At 59.2% G+C, this 15,961-nt stretch carries 18 protein-coding genes and 1 tRNA gene; 16 read left to right on the top strand and 3 right to left on the bottom strand.

What is annotated here, in order from left to right; genetic code table 11:
- Positions 1 to 35 precede the first annotated feature (35 nt).
- The 4 genes from AC30D9_RS14235 to AC30D9_RS14220 all read left to right on the top strand — a co-directional run bounded on the left by AC30D9_RS14235 (position 36) and on the right by AC30D9_RS14220 (position 4,508).
- A complete protein-coding gene (locus AC30D9_RS14235; RefSeq protein WP_490144251.1) occupies positions 36 to 1,085 on the top strand; it encodes a PDDEXK nuclease domain-containing protein in 1,050 nt (349 codons plus the stop codon).
- A gap of 99 nt (positions 1,086 to 1,184) precedes the next feature.
- On the top strand, positions 1,185 to 1,790 hold the full coding sequence (locus tag AC30D9_RS14230) for a biliverdin-producing heme oxygenase (RefSeq protein ID WP_134922458.1): 606 nt from the start codon (positions 1,185 to 1,187) through the stop codon (positions 1,788 to 1,790).
- Positions 1,787 to 4,021 carry an ATP-binding protein gene (locus AC30D9_RS14225; RefSeq protein ID WP_490144250.1) on the top strand — a complete coding sequence of 745 codons (2,235 nt, stop codon included), beginning with the start codon at positions 1,787 to 1,789 and terminating at the stop codon, positions 4,019 to 4,021. Before AC30D9_RS14230 ends, AC30D9_RS14225 begins: the two co-directional genes overlap by 4 nt.
- Before the next feature lie 40 nt (positions 4,022 to 4,061).
- On the top strand, positions 4,062 to 4,508 hold the full coding sequence (locus AC30D9_RS14220) for a hypothetical protein (protein WP_307573521.1): 447 nt from the start codon (positions 4,062 to 4,064) through the stop codon (positions 4,506 to 4,508).
- A gap of 9 nt (positions 4,509 to 4,517) precedes the next feature.
- Here AC30D9_RS14220 and AC30D9_RS14215 read toward each other — a convergent pair whose 3' ends face one another.
- On the bottom strand, positions 4,518 to 4,955 hold the full coding sequence (locus tag AC30D9_RS14215) for a peptidase associated/transthyretin-like domain-containing protein (protein ID WP_116833959.1): 438 nt from the start codon (positions 4,953 to 4,955) through the stop codon (positions 4,518 to 4,520).
- Positions 4,956 to 5,334: 379 nt separating this feature from the next.
- Between AC30D9_RS14215 and AC30D9_RS14210 the strand changes: the two genes are divergently transcribed.
- The 12 genes from AC30D9_RS14210 to AC30D9_RS14155 all read left to right on the top strand — a co-directional run bounded on the left by AC30D9_RS14210 (position 5,335) and on the right by AC30D9_RS14155 (position 14,476).
- Positions 5,335 to 6,108: an ABC transporter ATP-binding protein gene (locus AC30D9_RS14210; RefSeq protein ID WP_307573518.1), complete on the top strand. Its 774-nt coding sequence runs from the start codon at positions 5,335 to 5,337 to the stop codon at positions 6,106 to 6,108.
- Between the two features lie 13 nt (positions 6,109 to 6,121).
- Positions 6,122 to 6,871, top strand: coding sequence for an ABC transporter substrate-binding protein (locus AC30D9_RS14205; RefSeq protein ID WP_490144249.1), 750 nt, complete (start codon positions 6,122 to 6,124; stop codon positions 6,869 to 6,871).
- 77 nt (positions 6,872 to 6,948) lie between these two features.
- On the top strand, positions 6,949 to 7,644 hold the full coding sequence (locus tag AC30D9_RS14200; protein ID WP_307573514.1) for an ABC transporter permease: 696 nt from the start codon (positions 6,949 to 6,951) through the stop codon (positions 7,642 to 7,644).
- On the top strand, positions 7,641 to 8,330 hold the full coding sequence (locus AC30D9_RS14195) for an ABC transporter permease (protein WP_134922449.1): 690 nt from the start codon (positions 7,641 to 7,643) through the stop codon (positions 8,328 to 8,330). Before AC30D9_RS14200 ends, AC30D9_RS14195 begins: the two co-directional genes overlap by 4 nt.
- Complete coding sequence (locus AC30D9_RS14190) at positions 8,311 to 9,564, top strand: methyltransferase (RefSeq protein ID WP_490144248.1); 1,254 nt, start codon at positions 8,311 to 8,313, stop codon at positions 9,562 to 9,564. Before AC30D9_RS14195 ends, AC30D9_RS14190 begins: the two co-directional genes overlap by 20 nt.
- A 310-nt stretch (positions 9,565 to 9,874) precedes the next feature.
- The gene (locus AC30D9_RS14185) at positions 9,875 to 10,699 is read left to right on the top strand and encodes an FkbM family methyltransferase (protein WP_490144247.1); all 825 of its coding nucleotides are present in this window, start codon (positions 9,875 to 9,877) and stop codon (positions 10,697 to 10,699) included.
- A gap of 75 nt (positions 10,700 to 10,774) precedes the next feature.
- Positions 10,775 to 10,850, top strand: a tRNA-Thr gene (locus AC30D9_RS14180).
- Positions 10,851 to 11,077: 227 nt separating this feature from the next.
- Entirely contained in the window at positions 11,078 to 11,314 is a 237-nt protein-coding gene (locus AC30D9_RS14175) for a colicin E3/pyocin S6 family cytotoxin (RefSeq protein ID WP_307573438.1), read from the top strand.
- Between the two features lie 9 nt (positions 11,315 to 11,323).
- Complete coding sequence (locus AC30D9_RS14170; protein WP_018606359.1) at positions 11,324 to 11,635, top strand: hypothetical protein; 312 nt, start codon at positions 11,324 to 11,326, stop codon at positions 11,633 to 11,635.
- Between the two features lie 17 nt (positions 11,636 to 11,652).
- On the top strand, positions 11,653 to 12,312 hold the full coding sequence (locus AC30D9_RS14165; protein ID WP_490144246.1) for an ImmA/IrrE family metallo-endopeptidase: 660 nt from the start codon (positions 11,653 to 11,655) through the stop codon (positions 12,310 to 12,312).
- Positions 12,313 to 12,362: 50 nt separating this feature from the next.
- Complete coding sequence (locus AC30D9_RS14160; protein ID WP_490144245.1) at positions 12,363 to 12,560, top strand: hypothetical protein; 198 nt, start codon at positions 12,363 to 12,365, stop codon at positions 12,558 to 12,560.
- A gap of 308 nt (positions 12,561 to 12,868) precedes the next feature.
- A complete protein-coding gene (locus AC30D9_RS14155) occupies positions 12,869 to 14,476 on the top strand; it encodes a methyl-accepting chemotaxis protein (RefSeq protein WP_134922444.1) in 1,608 nt (535 codons plus the stop codon).
- Between the two features lie 139 nt (positions 14,477 to 14,615).
- Here the strand turns inward: AC30D9_RS14155 and AC30D9_RS14150 are convergent, their stop codons facing one another.
- On the bottom strand, positions 14,616 to 15,293 hold the full coding sequence (locus tag AC30D9_RS14150; protein ID WP_490144244.1) for an RES family NAD+ phosphorylase: 678 nt from the start codon (positions 15,291 to 15,293) through the stop codon (positions 14,616 to 14,618).
- Entirely contained in the window at positions 15,293 to 15,703 is a 411-nt protein-coding gene (locus tag AC30D9_RS14145; RefSeq protein WP_134922442.1) for an MbcA/ParS/Xre antitoxin family protein, read from the bottom strand. Before AC30D9_RS14145 ends, AC30D9_RS14150 begins: the two co-directional genes overlap by 1 nt.
- Positions 15,704 to 15,961: the final 258 nt, after the last annotated feature.

Here is a 15,961-nt window from a genome sequence, read left to right as displayed (position 1 = left end):
TGCGGTCCGCCCCCTCTCAATGGCTGGACACTGCGATGACGCCACTGCTGCCCCAAGATGACCCACAGCTCGCCCCTTTGATCAATGAACTCGGCGAGCTGATTCGCCAGGCACGCCAGAAGGTCCTGCGTGCCGTCGATACGCTCCAGGTACAAACCTGCTGGCAGATCGGCCGGCACATCATCGAATTCGAACAGGGCGGCGCGGAACGGGCGGCCTACGGGGCACGGTTGTTGCCATCTCTGGCTAAAGTGCTGACGGCACGGTTCGGGAAGGGATTCGATGCCTCGAATCTGCGCTACATGCGACTTTTTTATCAAGCATTTCCAATGTGTGACGCACTGCGTCACGAATTGAGTTGGACCCACTATCGAGTATTGCTGCGTGTCGAAAATACTCCTGCACGCCATTGGTATATGAACGAAGCCGCAACGCAAAACTGGTCCACCCGCGCCCTGGAACGCCAGATCGGCAGTTTCTATTACGAACGCCTGCTGGCAAGCCGCGACAGGCCGGCGGTGGAGCAGGAAGCCACCACTCATATCAAGGAGATGAACCTCGGCCCCCGGGATATCGTCAGGGATCCGGTGGTCCTGGAATTCCTCGGCCTGCCCAATGCCGGCGCGCTACTGGAAACGGAACTCGAACAGGCCTTGATCGACCAGCTACAGGGTTTCCTGCTCGAATTGGGCAAGGGCTTCGCCTTCATCGCCCGTCAGCAACGCATCAGCACCGAAAGCAAAGACTTCTACCTCGACCTGGTCTTCTATAACTACCTGCTCAAGTGCTTCGTGATCGTCGACCTCAAGCGTGGCGAACTGAGCCATCAGGACATCGGGCAGATGGACATGTACGTGCGCCTCTACGACGAACTGAAACGCGGTCCTGATGACAAACCCACCGTCGGCATCATTCTCTGTTCCCGGAAAGACGAATCGGTGGTGCGTTACTCCGTATTGCAAGGCAATGAACAACTGTTCGCCAGCCAATACCAACTGGTGCTCCCCACGGAAGAAGAGCTGCGCAACGAGCTGGATCGCGAGCGAGCGCGACTCGAGGAAGGACAATCGGGCACAACGGCTTGAAGAAATGAGAGCCGATCTGAGGACGCACACTCAAAAAACCCATGTAAGATTGGTGCGCTTTTTTTCCAGCAACGCTTCAATCAACGAGCGTCATCCCGCATGTCATCGGCCCCGCCCCACCCTTCTCTGATTCAGGCATTGCGGACCGAAACCGCTGAACTGCACGTCGCCCTGGAAAAACGCCTGCCGTTTTTCTCGCAACAGCTGGACCTGGATCTGTACCGACGCCTGATGGCGGCTTACTACGGTTTTTATCAGCCGCTGGAGCAACAGCTTCATGTGCTGGCGCTGATTCCAACCGGGCTGGACCAATCCCTGCGCATCAAACTGCCGGTATTGCGAGCCGACCTCAAGGCACTGGGCCTGGATGAAGCCGCTATCGAGGCATTGCCCACCTGCCAGGCGCTGCCACGAATCGACTCCCGAGCCGCCGCCCTCGGCGTTTCCTACGTGCTGGAAGGTGCGACCCTTGGCGGGCAGATCCTGCGGCGCAGGGTTGCCGAGCAGCTCGCTCTTGACGCTTGCAGCGGTGCGGCTTTTCTCAATGTGTATGGTGAACTCACCGGTCGACGCTGGAAGGATTTCCTCCAATACCTGGACGACAGGAACCTTGGCGAGGCCCAGGTGCTCGAAGTCACACGCGCCGCCAAGGCGACGTTCACTCACTTTGAACACTGGCTGGACAGCCAAAAGGTACTGTTATGACCCCGGAAAACCAGGAAGCCTTCGAAGAACTGCTGGCCAATTGCGCAGATGAACCGATCCGCTTTCCTGGGGCCATCCAGCCTCATGGCGTGCTGCTGATGCTGTCCGAGCCCGACTTCGTGATCCGTCAGGTCAGCGCCAACGTATTGCAATTGATGGGGCAAGACCCGCACAGGTTGCTGGGCCAGACGCTGGATGCACTGTTGGGACTGGAACAGGCCGAAGCGATCCTCATCGCTTGTCGCGCCGCTTTGGAAAGCGACAACGTGCCCGTGGCCATTGTGGTGAATCAGCAGCGTTTTGATGCCCTCGTACATCGCCACCAGGGCGCCCTGATCGTCGAACTGGAACAGCACCTGAGCGACTATCGCCCGGAAGGCGCCAGCGGCGAGGCCAACATGGGACGCATGCTGCAACGCCTGCAAAGTGCGAAAACCCTTCAGGCCCTGTACGAAATCAGTGTGCGGGAAATCCAGGCCATGACCGGTTACGACCGGGTGCTGATCTACCGCTTCGAGGAAGAAGGCCACGGCCAGGTGATTGCCGAGGCCAGCGCGCCGTCGATGGAGCTCTACAAAGGCCTGTTTTTCCCGGCATCGGATATTCCCGAACAGGCCCGCGAGCTGTATCGCACCAACTGGCTGCGGATCATTCCCAATGCCGACTACGCGCCGGTACCGCTGGTCCCGGAACTGCGGCCCGACACCCAGGCGCCGCTGGACCTGAGTTTTGCCACGTTGCGCAGCGTCTCGCCGATCCACCGCCAGTACATGAAAAACATGGGCGTGCTGTCCTCCATGAGCATCTCGTTGATGGAAGGCGAGCGCTTGTGGGGGCTGATCAGTTGCGGCAATCGCCAGCCGCTGCTTGTTCCCCATGAAATGCGCATGGCCTGCCAGACCATCGGCCAGGTGCTATCGTTGCAGATCAGCGCCATGCAAGCCCTGGAACTGACCCGGCAACGGGACGCCAAGCTGGAAGACCTCAAGGTCCTCGCCGCGGTCATGGTCGAGTCCAGCGACAACGTCTTCGATGGCCTGTCCCACGAGCCGCAACGCCTCATGGACCTGACCGGCGCCAGTGGCGTTGCGATTTTCGAGGACAACAAGCTACACCGCCACGGCCAGTGCCCGGAACCGGAGCAGATCCGCGAGCTGCACAAATGGATCCTGGAAACCGACAAGCCGGTGTTCTCCCACCACAACCTGAGCAGCGTCTTCGCGCCTGCCCAGGCTTATCAGGACGTAGCGAGCGGCGTGCTGGCGATCCACCTGCCCAAACCGGTGGAAAACGGCGTGCTGTGGTTCCGTCCCGAGGTGAAGCAAACCCTGCAATGGAGCGGTGACCCGCAAAAGCCCCTGGACCTGGAAAACAGCGAGACCGGCCTGCGCCTGCGACCCCGGACGTCTTTCGAGATCTGGAAAGTCGAAATGGCCGGCATCAGCACCAAATGGACCCATGGCGAGCTGTTCGCCGCCAACGACCTGCGGCGCTCGGCCCTGGAAAACGACCTGGCCCGCCAGGTACGCAAGGAGCGCCAGGCCGTGCAGGCGCGCGACGAACTGGTGGCCGTGGTGTCCCATGACCTGCGCAGCCCGATGACCGTCATTTCCATGCTCTGCGGCATGATGCAAAAGGCCTTCAGCTCCGACGGCTCCCACAGTTCCAAGCGAATCTCTTCCGCCATCGACACCATGCAACAGGCCACCAGCCGCATGAACGCGCTGCTGGAGGATCTGCTCGACACCTCGCGCATCGACGCCGGGCGCTACACCATCAATCCTCAACCGATGGATGTCAGCCAGATCTTCGACGACGCCTGTTCGTTGCTGACGCCGCTGGCCACTGCCAAGGCCATCGACATGTCCTTCCATGCCGAACCCAACCTGAGGATCAACGCCGATCCCGAGCGGCTCTTCCAGGTGCTGTCCAACCTGATTGGCAATGCCATCAAGTTCACGCCGCAACAAGGCTCCGTGGGCATCAGCGCGATGTCAGTTGGCAACGAGATTGTATTCAGCGTGCGCGACACCGGTGAAGGTATTGCGCCAGAACAGCTGCCTCATGTTTTCGAGCGCTACTGGACGACCAAGGAAGGCAACCCCAACGGCACTGGGCTGGGGTTGTACATTTCCAAGGGGATTGTCCAGGCCCATGGCGGTAAACTGCACGCCGAAAGCCAGCCAGGCCAGGGCAGCGAATTCCGCTTTACCGTGCCGAAAATCGACTGAACCGGGCGCCGCCCCCTAACGAATTGGAAACCGAAGCCCAATGGCCTCATTGAACAAACAGCAAAAACGCGCCAAGCGCGCCAAAGACAAAGCCAAGCAGATCCGCATGACCGGGCGTAAATCGATCCCGATGTATGGCGACCCGGCCAACGCCACCGCCCAGCCACCGGTCTACGTGCTGGAACTGTTCGCCAAGCTGCGCGAAGCCGAGGCCATCAGCCGCAGTGAAATGCTCGATACGCTGCTCACGTCCCTGAGCGTAATGATCATCGAACGCCCAGGCCTGCTCGACCTGAAAAACGCTGAAAACGAAAGCATGGCAGCCACCAACCTGGCCGCCGACATGCTGGTGGACTACCGCATGTGGGTCGATGACATGGATCGCGAGACGGCCCAGCGCTGGCTCAGCACCCCGGAGTTCATCGAGGATTTCAGCCAAGCGCTGGACCGTTATCGCCAGTCCATGGAAGAGCCCGCCAGCGAGTAAGCCGGCTGGCTATTCGTCACCGTTCCAATGGAACACCAGGTTGCGTGGGGCGCCACTGCCTACCTGGGCGGTGTCGTGCCGCGCCTCGCCGTTGCGCGTCGCCACCACCGTGTACTTGCCCGGCGGCAACTGCACGTAAACCAGCGGTCCCGCGTCATCCAGCGTCAGCAGCGTTTGCCCCGACGCGTTCTGGACGGTGACATCCACATCCGGGATGTATTTGTTTTCCACGCCAATCGCGAATGTCATGTGCAGGTTATAGCCCTGGGCCTGGCCGATGGCGTGGGCTTCATCCTCGCCGATACCGCCGGATAGATAGGTGATGCCGTTCTGCTGTAACGGTTGGACTTGCACGCCTGCGCTGTCTATTGGAGCCAGGTTGGTGGCGTTGGGCGTGATGGGAAATAGCAGTGCACCGATGGCGATAAGACAGTAAAGGAACTTCATGGCGGCAACTCCTGGTTCTGGGAAAGCCATCTCATTTGATGGATTCAGGACCGTTCCGGTTTAGATCGATTGGAAGTTGGGCCGACTGCGGATTGGAATAGCACGCTCATCCGGTTAACCCTTCCAACCCCCGCCCAAAGCTGGCACCATCGCGCCTTTTTTTACGCGACTCCCCGGACTTTTCACCGGTAAACAAGGTTCAAACGGCCGTTCGGTTGTTGATGGCGCGACAGACTGCTGTGCCGATGCGACAACCTGCCGCACATCACCGGTTTACCGCCCGTAGCGCTGTTGGCTGCCATTCGGACGCATGCTAGCTTGGCCGACTCGCCAAGGAAGGCCGCCAACAGCAAGGGAGTACACATCATGAGGACCGCACATGGCCCAGGCCACGCCCGCGCTTGAAATCCGCAACCTGCACAAACGCTACGGACAGCTGGAGGTGCTCAAGGGCGTCTCGCTGACCGCCCGTGACGGCGATGTGATCTCGATCCTGGGTTCCTCCGGGTCCGGCAAGTCCACGTTCCTGCGCTGCATCAACCTGCTGGAAAACCCCAACCAGGGCCAGATTCTGGTGTCCGGTGAAGAACTCAAGCTCAAGGCAGCGAAAAACGGTGAACTGGTGGCCGCCGACGGCAAGCAGATCAACCGCATGCGCAGCGAGATCGGGTTTGTGTTTCAAAACTTTAACCTTTGGCCGCACATGAGCGTGCTCGATAACATCATCGAAGCCCCGCGCCGAGTGCTTGGCCAAAGCAAGGCCGAAGCCGTCGAAGTCGCCGAAGCCCTGCTGGCCAAGGTCGGCATCGGCGACAAGCGCCATGCCTACCCGGCCGAACTGTCCGGCGGCCAGCAGCAACGCGCCGCCATCGCCCGCACCTTGGCCATGCAGCCCAAGGTGATCCTGTTCGACGAACCCACTTCCGCCCTTGACCCGGAAATGGTCCAGGAAGTACTTAGTGTGATCCGCGCCTTGGCCGAAGAGGGCCGCACCATGCTGTTGGTGACCCACGAAATGGGCTTCGCCCGTCAGGTTTCCAGCGAAGTCGTGTTCCTCCATCAAGGCCTGGTCGAAGAGCAAGGATCGCCACAGCAGGTCTTCGAGAACCCGCTTTCGGCGCGCTGCAAACAATTCATGTCCAGCAACCGCTAACGGAGCAGTACACATGCAGACCTACAAGAAATTCCTCCTGGCCGCAGCGGCCAGCCTGGTTTTCTCGGCCAGCGCCATGGCGGCCGAAAAACTGAAGATGGGCATCGAGGCGGCCTATCCGCCGTTCAACAACAAGGACGCCAGCGGCCAGGTCGTGGGATTCGATAAAGACATCGGCGACGCCCTGTGCGCCAAGATGAAAGTTGAGTGCGAAGTAGTCACTTCCGACTGGGACGGCATCATCCCGGCCCTGAACGCCAAGAAGTTCGACTTCCTGATTTCTTCGCTGTCGGTCAACGACGAACGCAAGCAGGCCGTGGATTTCACCGACCCGTACTACTCCAACAAACTGCAATTCATTGCACCGAAAAACGTCGATTTCAAAATCGATAAAGCGTCTCTCCAAGGTAAGGTCATCGGGGTACAGCGCTCCACGCTCGCCGGCACCTGGATGGAAGACAATATGGAAGGCGTCGTGCTGAAACTCTACGACACCCAGGAAAACGCCTACCTGGACCTGACCTCCGGCCGTCTCGACGGGATCCTGGCAGACAAATACGTGAACTACGACTGGCTGAAAACCGACGCTGGCCGTGCCTACGAATTCAAAGGTGACCCGGTGGTAGAGGGCGACAAGATCGCCATCGCCGTGAGCAAGGGCAATCCACTGCGTGAAAGACTGAACGCAGCGCTGAAAGAAATTGTTGCCGACGGCACTTATAAAAAGATCAACGACAAGTACTTCCCGTTCAGCATCTATTGATGCTGACGTGCCTGGCCGACGCTGCTCCTGGCAGCGCCGGCCTTTAGCAAAGCCTGCCGCGATATGAATTCTTACCCATGATGATCGATCTCTACGGATTCGGCCCGGCGCTCGCCGCCGGCGCGCTGATGACCGTCAAGTTGGCGCTCACGGCCCTCTGCCTGGGGCTGGTGCTCGGCCTGCTCGGTGCCCTGGCCAAGACCTCGCCATACAAGCCGCTGCGATGGCTTGGTGGCACTTATTCAACACTGGTTCGCGGCATCCCGGAATTGCTATGGGTGCTATTGATCTATTTCGGCACCGTTAACCTGATGCGTGCCTTGGGTGAGTACTTCGGCAATCCCGACCTTGCCCTCAACGCCTTCGCCGCCGGGGTCATTGCCCTGGGCCTGTGCTTTGGCGCCTACGCCACGGAAGTGTTTCGCGGCGCGATCCTGGCGATTCCCAAGGGCCACCGCGAGGCCGGCGTCGCCCTGGGCCTGTCGAAGTGGCGGATCTTTACCCGGTTGATCATGCCGCAGATGTGGCGCATCGCCCTGCCCGGCCTGGGCAACCTGTTCATGATCCTGATGAAGGACACCGCGCTGGTCTCGGTGATCGGCCTGGAAGAAATCATGCGTCATGCGCAAATCGGCGTGACCGTGTCCAAGCAACCGTTCACCTTCTATATGGTCGCAGCCTTCATGTACCTGGGCCTGACGGTGTTCGCCATGATCGGCATGCACTTGCTGGAGCGACGCGCCGCCCGCGGATTTACCAGGAGCACTCAATGAACTGGGACGTCATCATCAAGTGGCTGCCGAAGCTGGCCCAGGGCGCGACACTGACCCTGGAGCTGGTAGCCATCGCCGTGATCGCCGGGCTGCTGCTAGCGATTCCACTGGGCATCGCCCGCTCTTCGCGCCTGTGGTACGTGCGGGCGTTGCCCTACGCCTACATCTTCTTTTTCCGGGGCACGCCGCTGTTGGTCCAGCTGTTTTTGGTCTATTACGGCCTGGCGCAGTTCGATGCCGTACGCAGCAGCGCGCTGTGGCCGTACCTGCGGGATCCGTTCTGGTGCGCCACGGCCACCATGACCCTGCACACCGCCGCCTATATCGCCGAGATTCTGCGCGGCGCCATCCAGGCTATCCCAAAGGGCGAGATCGAAGCCGCGCGGGCCCTGGGCATGTCCCGACCCAAGGCGTTGTTCTACATCATGCTGCCCCGCGCCGCGCGCATCGGCCTGCCGGCCTACAGCAACGAAGTGATCCTGATGCTCAAGGCCAGCGCCCTGGCGAGTACCGTGACCCTGCTGGAACTCACCGGCATGGCCCGCACCATCATTGCCCGGACATACCTGCCGGTGGAGATCTTCTTCGCCGCCGGCATGTTCTATCTGCTGATGTCCTTTTTCCTGGTGCAAGGCTTCAAGCAGCTGGAGCGCTGGTTGCGCGTCGATGCCTGCCAGGGGCGCTGACAGCGGCGTGCTGACGGGCGAAGCACTGCTCGCCCGCTTCACGGCGCTGGACGTTTTTCTCACAACGCACCAGGCCCTGTGGAAACCGCGTCCGTTCACCCATCTGCAGTTGCCCTGGGAAACCACCTACCCGGAGCTGGCGCAATGGCTACGCCAACGTTCACTGGAAGCGGCGGAACACGACCATCACCAACCTTGGTTGATTGACGATGCGCCGGCGCCCTTCCCCGAACTGGCGGCCGTCTCCCGCGCATTGAGTGCGGTCTCGGCCTTGCCCGCCTGCGCGCTGGCAGCACCTGCACATCGCCTCAACGTCGATGTGCCCGGACGAAAATGGCAACAGATCGAAGCCTTCGCCAGTTGCCTGCACTTCACCAATGAACCGACCCACTGGCTCGACTGGTGCTCCGGCAAAGGTCACCTTGGTCGACGTTTGCTGCAGGGCGAACAACAACTGACTTGCCTCGAGTACGACCCCGCACTGGTCGTCAGCGGCCAACAACTGAGCCAGCACCACCACCTGCCCGCCACGCACCAGCAGCAAGACGTACTGGCAGCGGACACAGCCCAGGCGATCCACTCAAGCCACACACCCGTGGCCCTGCACGCATGCGGCGACCTGCATGTGCGTCTGATGCACCTGGCAAGCGCCGCCGGCTGTGCACAACTGGCTATCGCGCCGTGCTGCTACAACCGCATCAACGCCAAGCATTACCAGGCCCTGTCCGCCCCCGCCAAAGGCTCTACCCTGCAGCTTTGCATCGACGACCTGAGCCTGCCACTGACGGAAACCGTCACCGCCGGCGCCCGCGTTCGTCGGCAACGGGACCAGTCCATGGCCTGGCGCCTGGGCTTTGACCTGCTGCAACGGCAAGTCCGTGGCTGCGACGACTACCTGCCCACGCCCTCATTACCCAGCGCCTGGCTGGAAAAATCCTTCGCCCAATACTGCATCGATCTGGCGTCCTTGAAAGACTTATCCACAGTCGGCGCGCCTGATTGGGCCGCCTTGGAAGTAGCAGGCCATCAACGCCTGGCCGAAGTCCGCAACCTGGAACTGGTGCGAGGCCTGTTCCGACGGCCACTGGAGCTTTGGCTGGTGCTGGACCGGGCGCTTTTCCTCTCTCAAGAAGGCTACGACGTGCGCCTTGGCACCTTCTGCGAAACGCCGCTGACGCCACGTAATCTGCTGTTGTTGGCAGAACGTCACGAAGCCGAAACAGCCTGTGGATAACTCTGTTGATGAAATAAACCTGGATCCAAGAAATCCGCGATTTCCTGACCGAATCAAGACTGGTCATTTTTTGTTCATATGGATAAAAAACCATGAAAACAGGCATTTGCGATGAAACGCGAAAGCGGTCACAAAATCGCAAGATGCCCTTCGCCTCCTCCTGCCCGTTGTGCATAAGCGCCCAAGCAAAACGACATAACCGCCGAATTCAGTGCTGCCCCGAGCCAGTAATTGCGTCCACCGCGCCCGTGCTATACAACAGCCCAACGTATCGTGATTGACACAATGCCGACACACTCAAGGACTGGCCGTGACGTTCATTTCCTACGCACAAAACTTCGAAGACATACGCCTGTGGCGCGCCCTTCAATCAGTGGAAAACGGCTTTTACCTCGACGTCGGCGCCAACCACCCGACAGATGACTCGGTCACCCGAGCGTTCTACGACCGCGGCTGGCGCGGCATCAACATCGAACCGGTGCCGGCCTACTACGACGCCCTCTGCCAACAACGCCCCCACGACATCAACCTGCAATGCGTGGCCGGCGAAAACGCCGAAACCCTGACCTTCTACACCATCGCCGACACCGGCTTATCCACAGTGGAAGCCAGCGTCGCCCAACAACACCGCGACGCCGGCATGGACGTGCGTAACCAGACCGTCCAGTCCCGCAGCCTGGCCTCCATCTGCGAGCAATACGCTCAGGACCGCCCCATCCACTTCCTGAAAATCGACGTCGAAGGTCACGAAGAAACCGTGCTACGCGGCATGGACTTCAGCCGCTGGCGCCCCTGGATCATACTCATCGAAACCCCATGGGCCCGCGACCAGACCTGGGAAACCCTGGTGACCGACGCCGGCTACCAATCGATCCTGTTCGACGGCATCAACACCTACTACCTCGCCGAAGAACACCTGGCCCTCAAACCTGCCTTCGAAATCCCCCCGTGCAACCTCGACGGCTTCCAGCTCTGCAAAGGCCACAAATTCAGCCACCCCATCGACGACACGGACCAACAGCTCAACGCCGCCCTGCAACGCGCCGAACAGGCCGAAGCCCAACTCCACGCCATCCAAAACAGCCGCACCTGGCGAGCCCTGAACAAACTGCGCACGCTGCTGCACCGCGCCTGAGCCGGACCTGCGCAAAAATAGTCAGAATTCAGGGGTTTACAGAACGCACCCAATCGCTATAATCGTCGCCCACACGCCGGTATAGCTCAGTTGGTAGAGCAACTGACTTGTAATCAGTAGGTCCCGGGTTCGACTCCTGGTGCCGGCACCATACAAGGTTCCAGAGAAGGATTTCAAAATCTCTGGAACCCCCGAAAAACCCGCCTTCTGGCGGGTTTTTTCGTTTTAGAGGCTCTTACGCCTCTCACATGGCACTTGCGATTTCTTGAAACGAATCCACGCTTCAGGCTGCCGCCCACCCCAATCCAGCTGCGGTATAGTCCGCCCCCTCCTTGGCGACGATGCCAAAACCAGTTTTCGGGATTAAGGGAACGTTGGATGGGTGGCAAACCAAGACCTGACCCTTCTATTGTCAGCGGTTTCAGAGTCGCGTATGTAGAAGGTGGCCGTAAGTACTACTTTGATGCCGCAGAGCAACGATACTACTCATGGGATTCGCTTCATGGCGAGTTTGAAGTCTTCGACCGACGTGGCTTTCACCTGGGTTCGGTCTGCCCTGAAACCGGGCTTGCTTTGAAACCTGCCGTCCGTGGACGAAGGATCAAACCGAACTGAGAGGTTCATATGAATTTTGTAGAGCTTTGCCTTAAAGGCGATGTGCTGGAAGAAGAGATCGACCGATTCGTCGAGGACTGGCACGAAGGCCGTCAAGGTGCCGACATGCAGCTGCATGAGTACCTGGGCATGAAGTGGGAAGAGTACCAGCTGTGGTCAACAACCCCTTCTGTCTTACCTTTTGTATTGACTGCCCACAAATACGGCACCTCTCTTAAGGACCAACTCGATCAGGATAAATTTGCGATTGCTGCGCGAGCACGATCGGTCGCTGAAGCGACCAAAGTCGAAGCGTGGCTACGCAGCGTGGGCAAGATCTAGTGACCCCAGAAGAAAAAATGGCCAGTCGCGTCCTGGCCATCCGCAAACTGACACCGCCTTACGATCTAGAACAGCTCGCCTCTGCCTATGGGGAGCTTGAATACCTTGAACTGCCGTTCGGCGTGGACGGAATCACAATTGGTATCGGCGCTGCCACCAAGCCTCGTATCCTGATCAACTCAAGCGCTCCCGGTACCCGTCGAAAATTCACGTTAGCCCACGAGATTGGGCATGTTGTTATCCCATGGCATACCGGCACAATCGTCTCCCACTTGGAAAACGGGGAAGTTGATGCCGCCTACAGCCAGATGGAAACCGAAGCCAATCGATTTGCCGCAGAGCTGTTGATGCCGTCCGATTGGTTGCGTGAAGCGTTCAAAGCCTCATCCTGTGTGGAGCAATATTTCCGCTTGGTCCTTACCTTGGCAGGGGCATCCAAAGAAGCAACATTCAATAAAATATTACGCCCGCTCCCTCAACCAGTGATTTGCGTACAGGTAGACGGAGCATCCAGAGTCCTTAGCAGACGAAAATCCCAAACCGCACCCTACCCACCAGAACGAAACACCTTAGTCAGCAGCGATACCTTCCAGACAGACTGTCGTTTTGAAAGCTTCGAAATAGACGGCCAGCTTTACATGAGCTGGACATTTGTCGGACGCGACATACAGGAGTAGACAAAAGACCGTGGCGGGAAGTCTATGCCCAAATCCTGGGTGACACCGGCATGCAGGAATACTTGCAGAACATGAATGGGATCCTGGCTGCTGCTTACGGCAAAAACAAGGCGCTCGACGAAGCAGAAATCTGCGGTGCCATCATCCGCGCATTTACACGATATGAAATGTTCGATGTGGTGATCAAACATGAGCTATTTGAACAGTTTGTGATCAAGCGGGTGAGGGAGTTGAAACTGCGGGGTTGACTGATCAAACAGGCGTAGAAAAGATCCGTCGTTGGCGCCATGCTGCTCACGGAGCTGGGCAGCATTGGGTTTTGATCTGTCGCAGCGCCGCGAGAACGTGGCGCAGGTTACAAGGAGGGCGGCTTCGCAGCCATCGGGGATAATTCTCTCGTCACAGGTTCACTGTCCCTGGCCCAAACAATTTGAAGCATATTCATCAAATCATTCCCCCCGCCGATAGCCTCAGATAAGAGCATCGCCTGACCCAAGGCTCGGCCGGCACTCGACTACACTATCCCAGAATTCCTCCGCTCCAGGAGCAGTAAGCGATGAAGATCCGCACCAAGGTCATAGGCTCGGGATTGGTCAGTCTTTCTTTTGCGCTGTTGCTTGGCGGTATCGGGCTGTGGGGTTATCACTCCATGACCGAGGCCCTGGTGCAGAACGAGACCAGTATTTCGGCCATGCGCAAGCACATGGAGGCGGACATGATGCATGACGCCATTCGGGCCGATGTGCTGGCCGCTTTGCTGGTGACACCGGGGGATGCCCAGGCGGCCAAGGAGGTGACGGAGGCGTTCGATGAGCATACGCAGCGCATGCGCAAGGTCATCGCCGAAAACGCCGAGGCCAAGTTGCCGGCGGATGTCGCCAAGGCGATTGCCGAGCTCAAGCCACAAGTTGAAACCTACATCGACAAAGCCAAGCAAATCATTGGCAAGGCACTCAGTGGTGCCCAGGACGGCCATGCGCTGCGGGCGGAGTTCGACTTGGCGTTTTCGGCTCTGGAAGAGCGCAACGAGGCGGTGAGCGAGCTGATCGAGAACCAGGCGCAGACGTCCCGCGAGCATCAGGACGGCAGCATTCAAAGCTCGGAGCGCTGGCTGATCGCGACCTTGCTGGCCACTTGCGTGGCGCTGGCGCTGTTGTCGTGGAGCTTGCTCAAGGCCGTGCTTACGCCGCTGAACAAGATCATCCTCAACACCCAGGCGATTTCCCAGGGGGATTTGCAACGCTCCATGGGCGCGCAAAGCAAGGATGAGCTGGGCCAACTGCAAGGTGTGATCGAGCAGATGCAGACCAATCTGCGACAAATGATCGCCACGATTCGCGGCCAGAGCGATGAGTTACACGGCACGTCTCGCAACCTGGGCGATACGGCGCGGCAGATCGTGTCCAGTGCCGACCAGCAGGCCCAGAGCGCGACCAGCATGGCGGCCAGCATGGAGCAGATGATGGCGAACATCAGCCAGATCCATCAGCACGCCGACAGCGCCCGGACGATCTCGGCGCAGTCAGAACAACTGGCGAGCAGCGGTGGCCAGGTGATTCTCGGGGTAGTGGAAGGCATGAACCGCATCGCCGAGGTGGTCAACCAATCGTCCAGCAAGATCACGGCGCTGGATGCATCGTCCGAGGACATTCACTCCATCATCCAGGTGATCAAGAGCATTGCCGAGCAGACCAACTTGCTGGCCCTCAACGCCGCCATCGAGGCCGCCCGCGCCGGCGAGGCGGGCCGTGGTTTCGCCGTGGTGGCCGATGAGGTACGCAACCTGGCGGCGCGCACGACCCAGTCGACCCAGGAAATTACCGCGATGATCGAGCGCATCCAGTCCAGCGCACGGGATGCAGTGGCGAACATGCAGGCTTGCGTCAGCCGAGTGGACGAAGGCGTCAACCTGGCCCAGCAGGCCGGGGTGTCCATCAGCGAAATCCGCACCGGCGCCCGGCATGCCGCCGAAGTGGTGGAGGAAATTTCCCAGACCATTGCCGAGCAATCCAAAGCCAGTGATGAGATGGCCCAGCGGGTAGAGTCGATTGCCGAGCAGTCCCGCGAGAACACCCGCTCGATTCACACCCTGACGCAAACGGCGGATCAATTGAACCATGCGGCGGGATCGATGCAGGCTTCGGTGCAGCAGTTCAAGATCTGATCAATCGACACCGTTGTGGCGAGAGAGCTTGCTCCTGTCGAGCTGCACAGCAGCCTCTGGTTTCAATAGCCGCGAATTATTGAAAATTATGGCTGGGCAATAATGATTGCCCAGCCATAAACAGCGCAAAAGCCCTGGCTCACACCTGACTCACCTCAAACACAAACGAAATCTCCCGCTTCTGGGCACTCCAGACGTACCGAATATGCTTGCCTTGCACCGGAATCGACACCGCCGGCGGGCGAAACGCGGCTACGCATTCGTGGCCGGGCAGGCGGACGCTGTTGTACAGCAATCCCCAGGACAAGGTTTCCCGCAGTTGCCGGGCGAATACTTGGGACGGGCCGTAGGCTGTAGGGTCCGGGTTGTGAAGGTGGGGGTAGTCGTAGCGGATGTCGTGCAAGGGTTTGATGACCTTGTTGACGTAGGTGCGCATGGTCAACTCCAGGTCTGGCTCATTGGTCGCACCAAGGAATCGCGCCTGGTGATAGCAGGTTTCGGCGATGGCCGCTTCCTGGCTGCTGGCGGCGTAGTAGACGCCGAAGGTGCCGTCGCTGAAACGGCTGCTTTTGCCGATGTGGGTAAAAGCCGCCATCACGGGCGAAGAACCCGGCCCGGAAATGCGGTCCTCGGGGCGTACCCGGGACAGCACGCCGGCTTGCTCCATCAATCGGTCATTGGTCAGTGCTTCCAGGGCATAGGCCGTGGGCAGGTCTTCAGGGTCGAGTACGTCTTCAAACAGCGAAATCGGTGGGAAGCTGCTGTTGACGATCCGATAGGCCCGTTTCCATTGCGGGTCCGCCAAGGGTGGCATCATCAACCGCGCACTCCGTCGAGGTAGCGCCGCACATCGGCGATGTCCACCACCCGCCCGGTCAGCATGTAGGACAGCGCCGACTGGCCGTTGAACGGTGCCGCGGTATTCGGACTGCTGACCCACTGATAGGCACGGTCCCGGCTATTGCTGAAGATGATGCTCAGCGCCTTGTGAATACCCATGAGGTAGGAAATACGCTCCAGCGTATCGCGAGGCAGCCTCACGTTTTCCGGTAATTGTTTGTATTTGTAGAAGGTCGTGTTTCCTACCTTGCCCAGCAATGTGCGCTGCTGCTCGACACTACAGCCCCAGAGCTCCATGAGGTTGAAGAAAAACTTCAATGCGACTCGACCCGCGCCCGGGGAATCCAATTGTTGCTGCGCATTGAGGTTGATGGAGGAAGTCGCCATGGGTTTGGGCTCCTTTGTCGCGGGATGGTGCTTAGAGGATAGTACAGATATGGATTATTTTTAAATTTTTATTCGCAAGTGGATTAAAGCATTCCCCTTCGACCGCTCCTTGCCAGCATCGACTGGGCAAAATCCCCAAATCCCGCATAAGCTCCAACCATCGCCTGCCGGCGCTTTTCGGCACAAAATCGCGACAAGCGTGGCAAGGTGCATGATGATAGCCAGCATGCACTGCCTGGCCCGGACCAGGTGCACAAC

The organism is Pseudomonas sp. DF11 (genome assembly GCF_058148565.1).
This window is presented reverse-complemented; position numbering and strand designations above follow the sequence as displayed.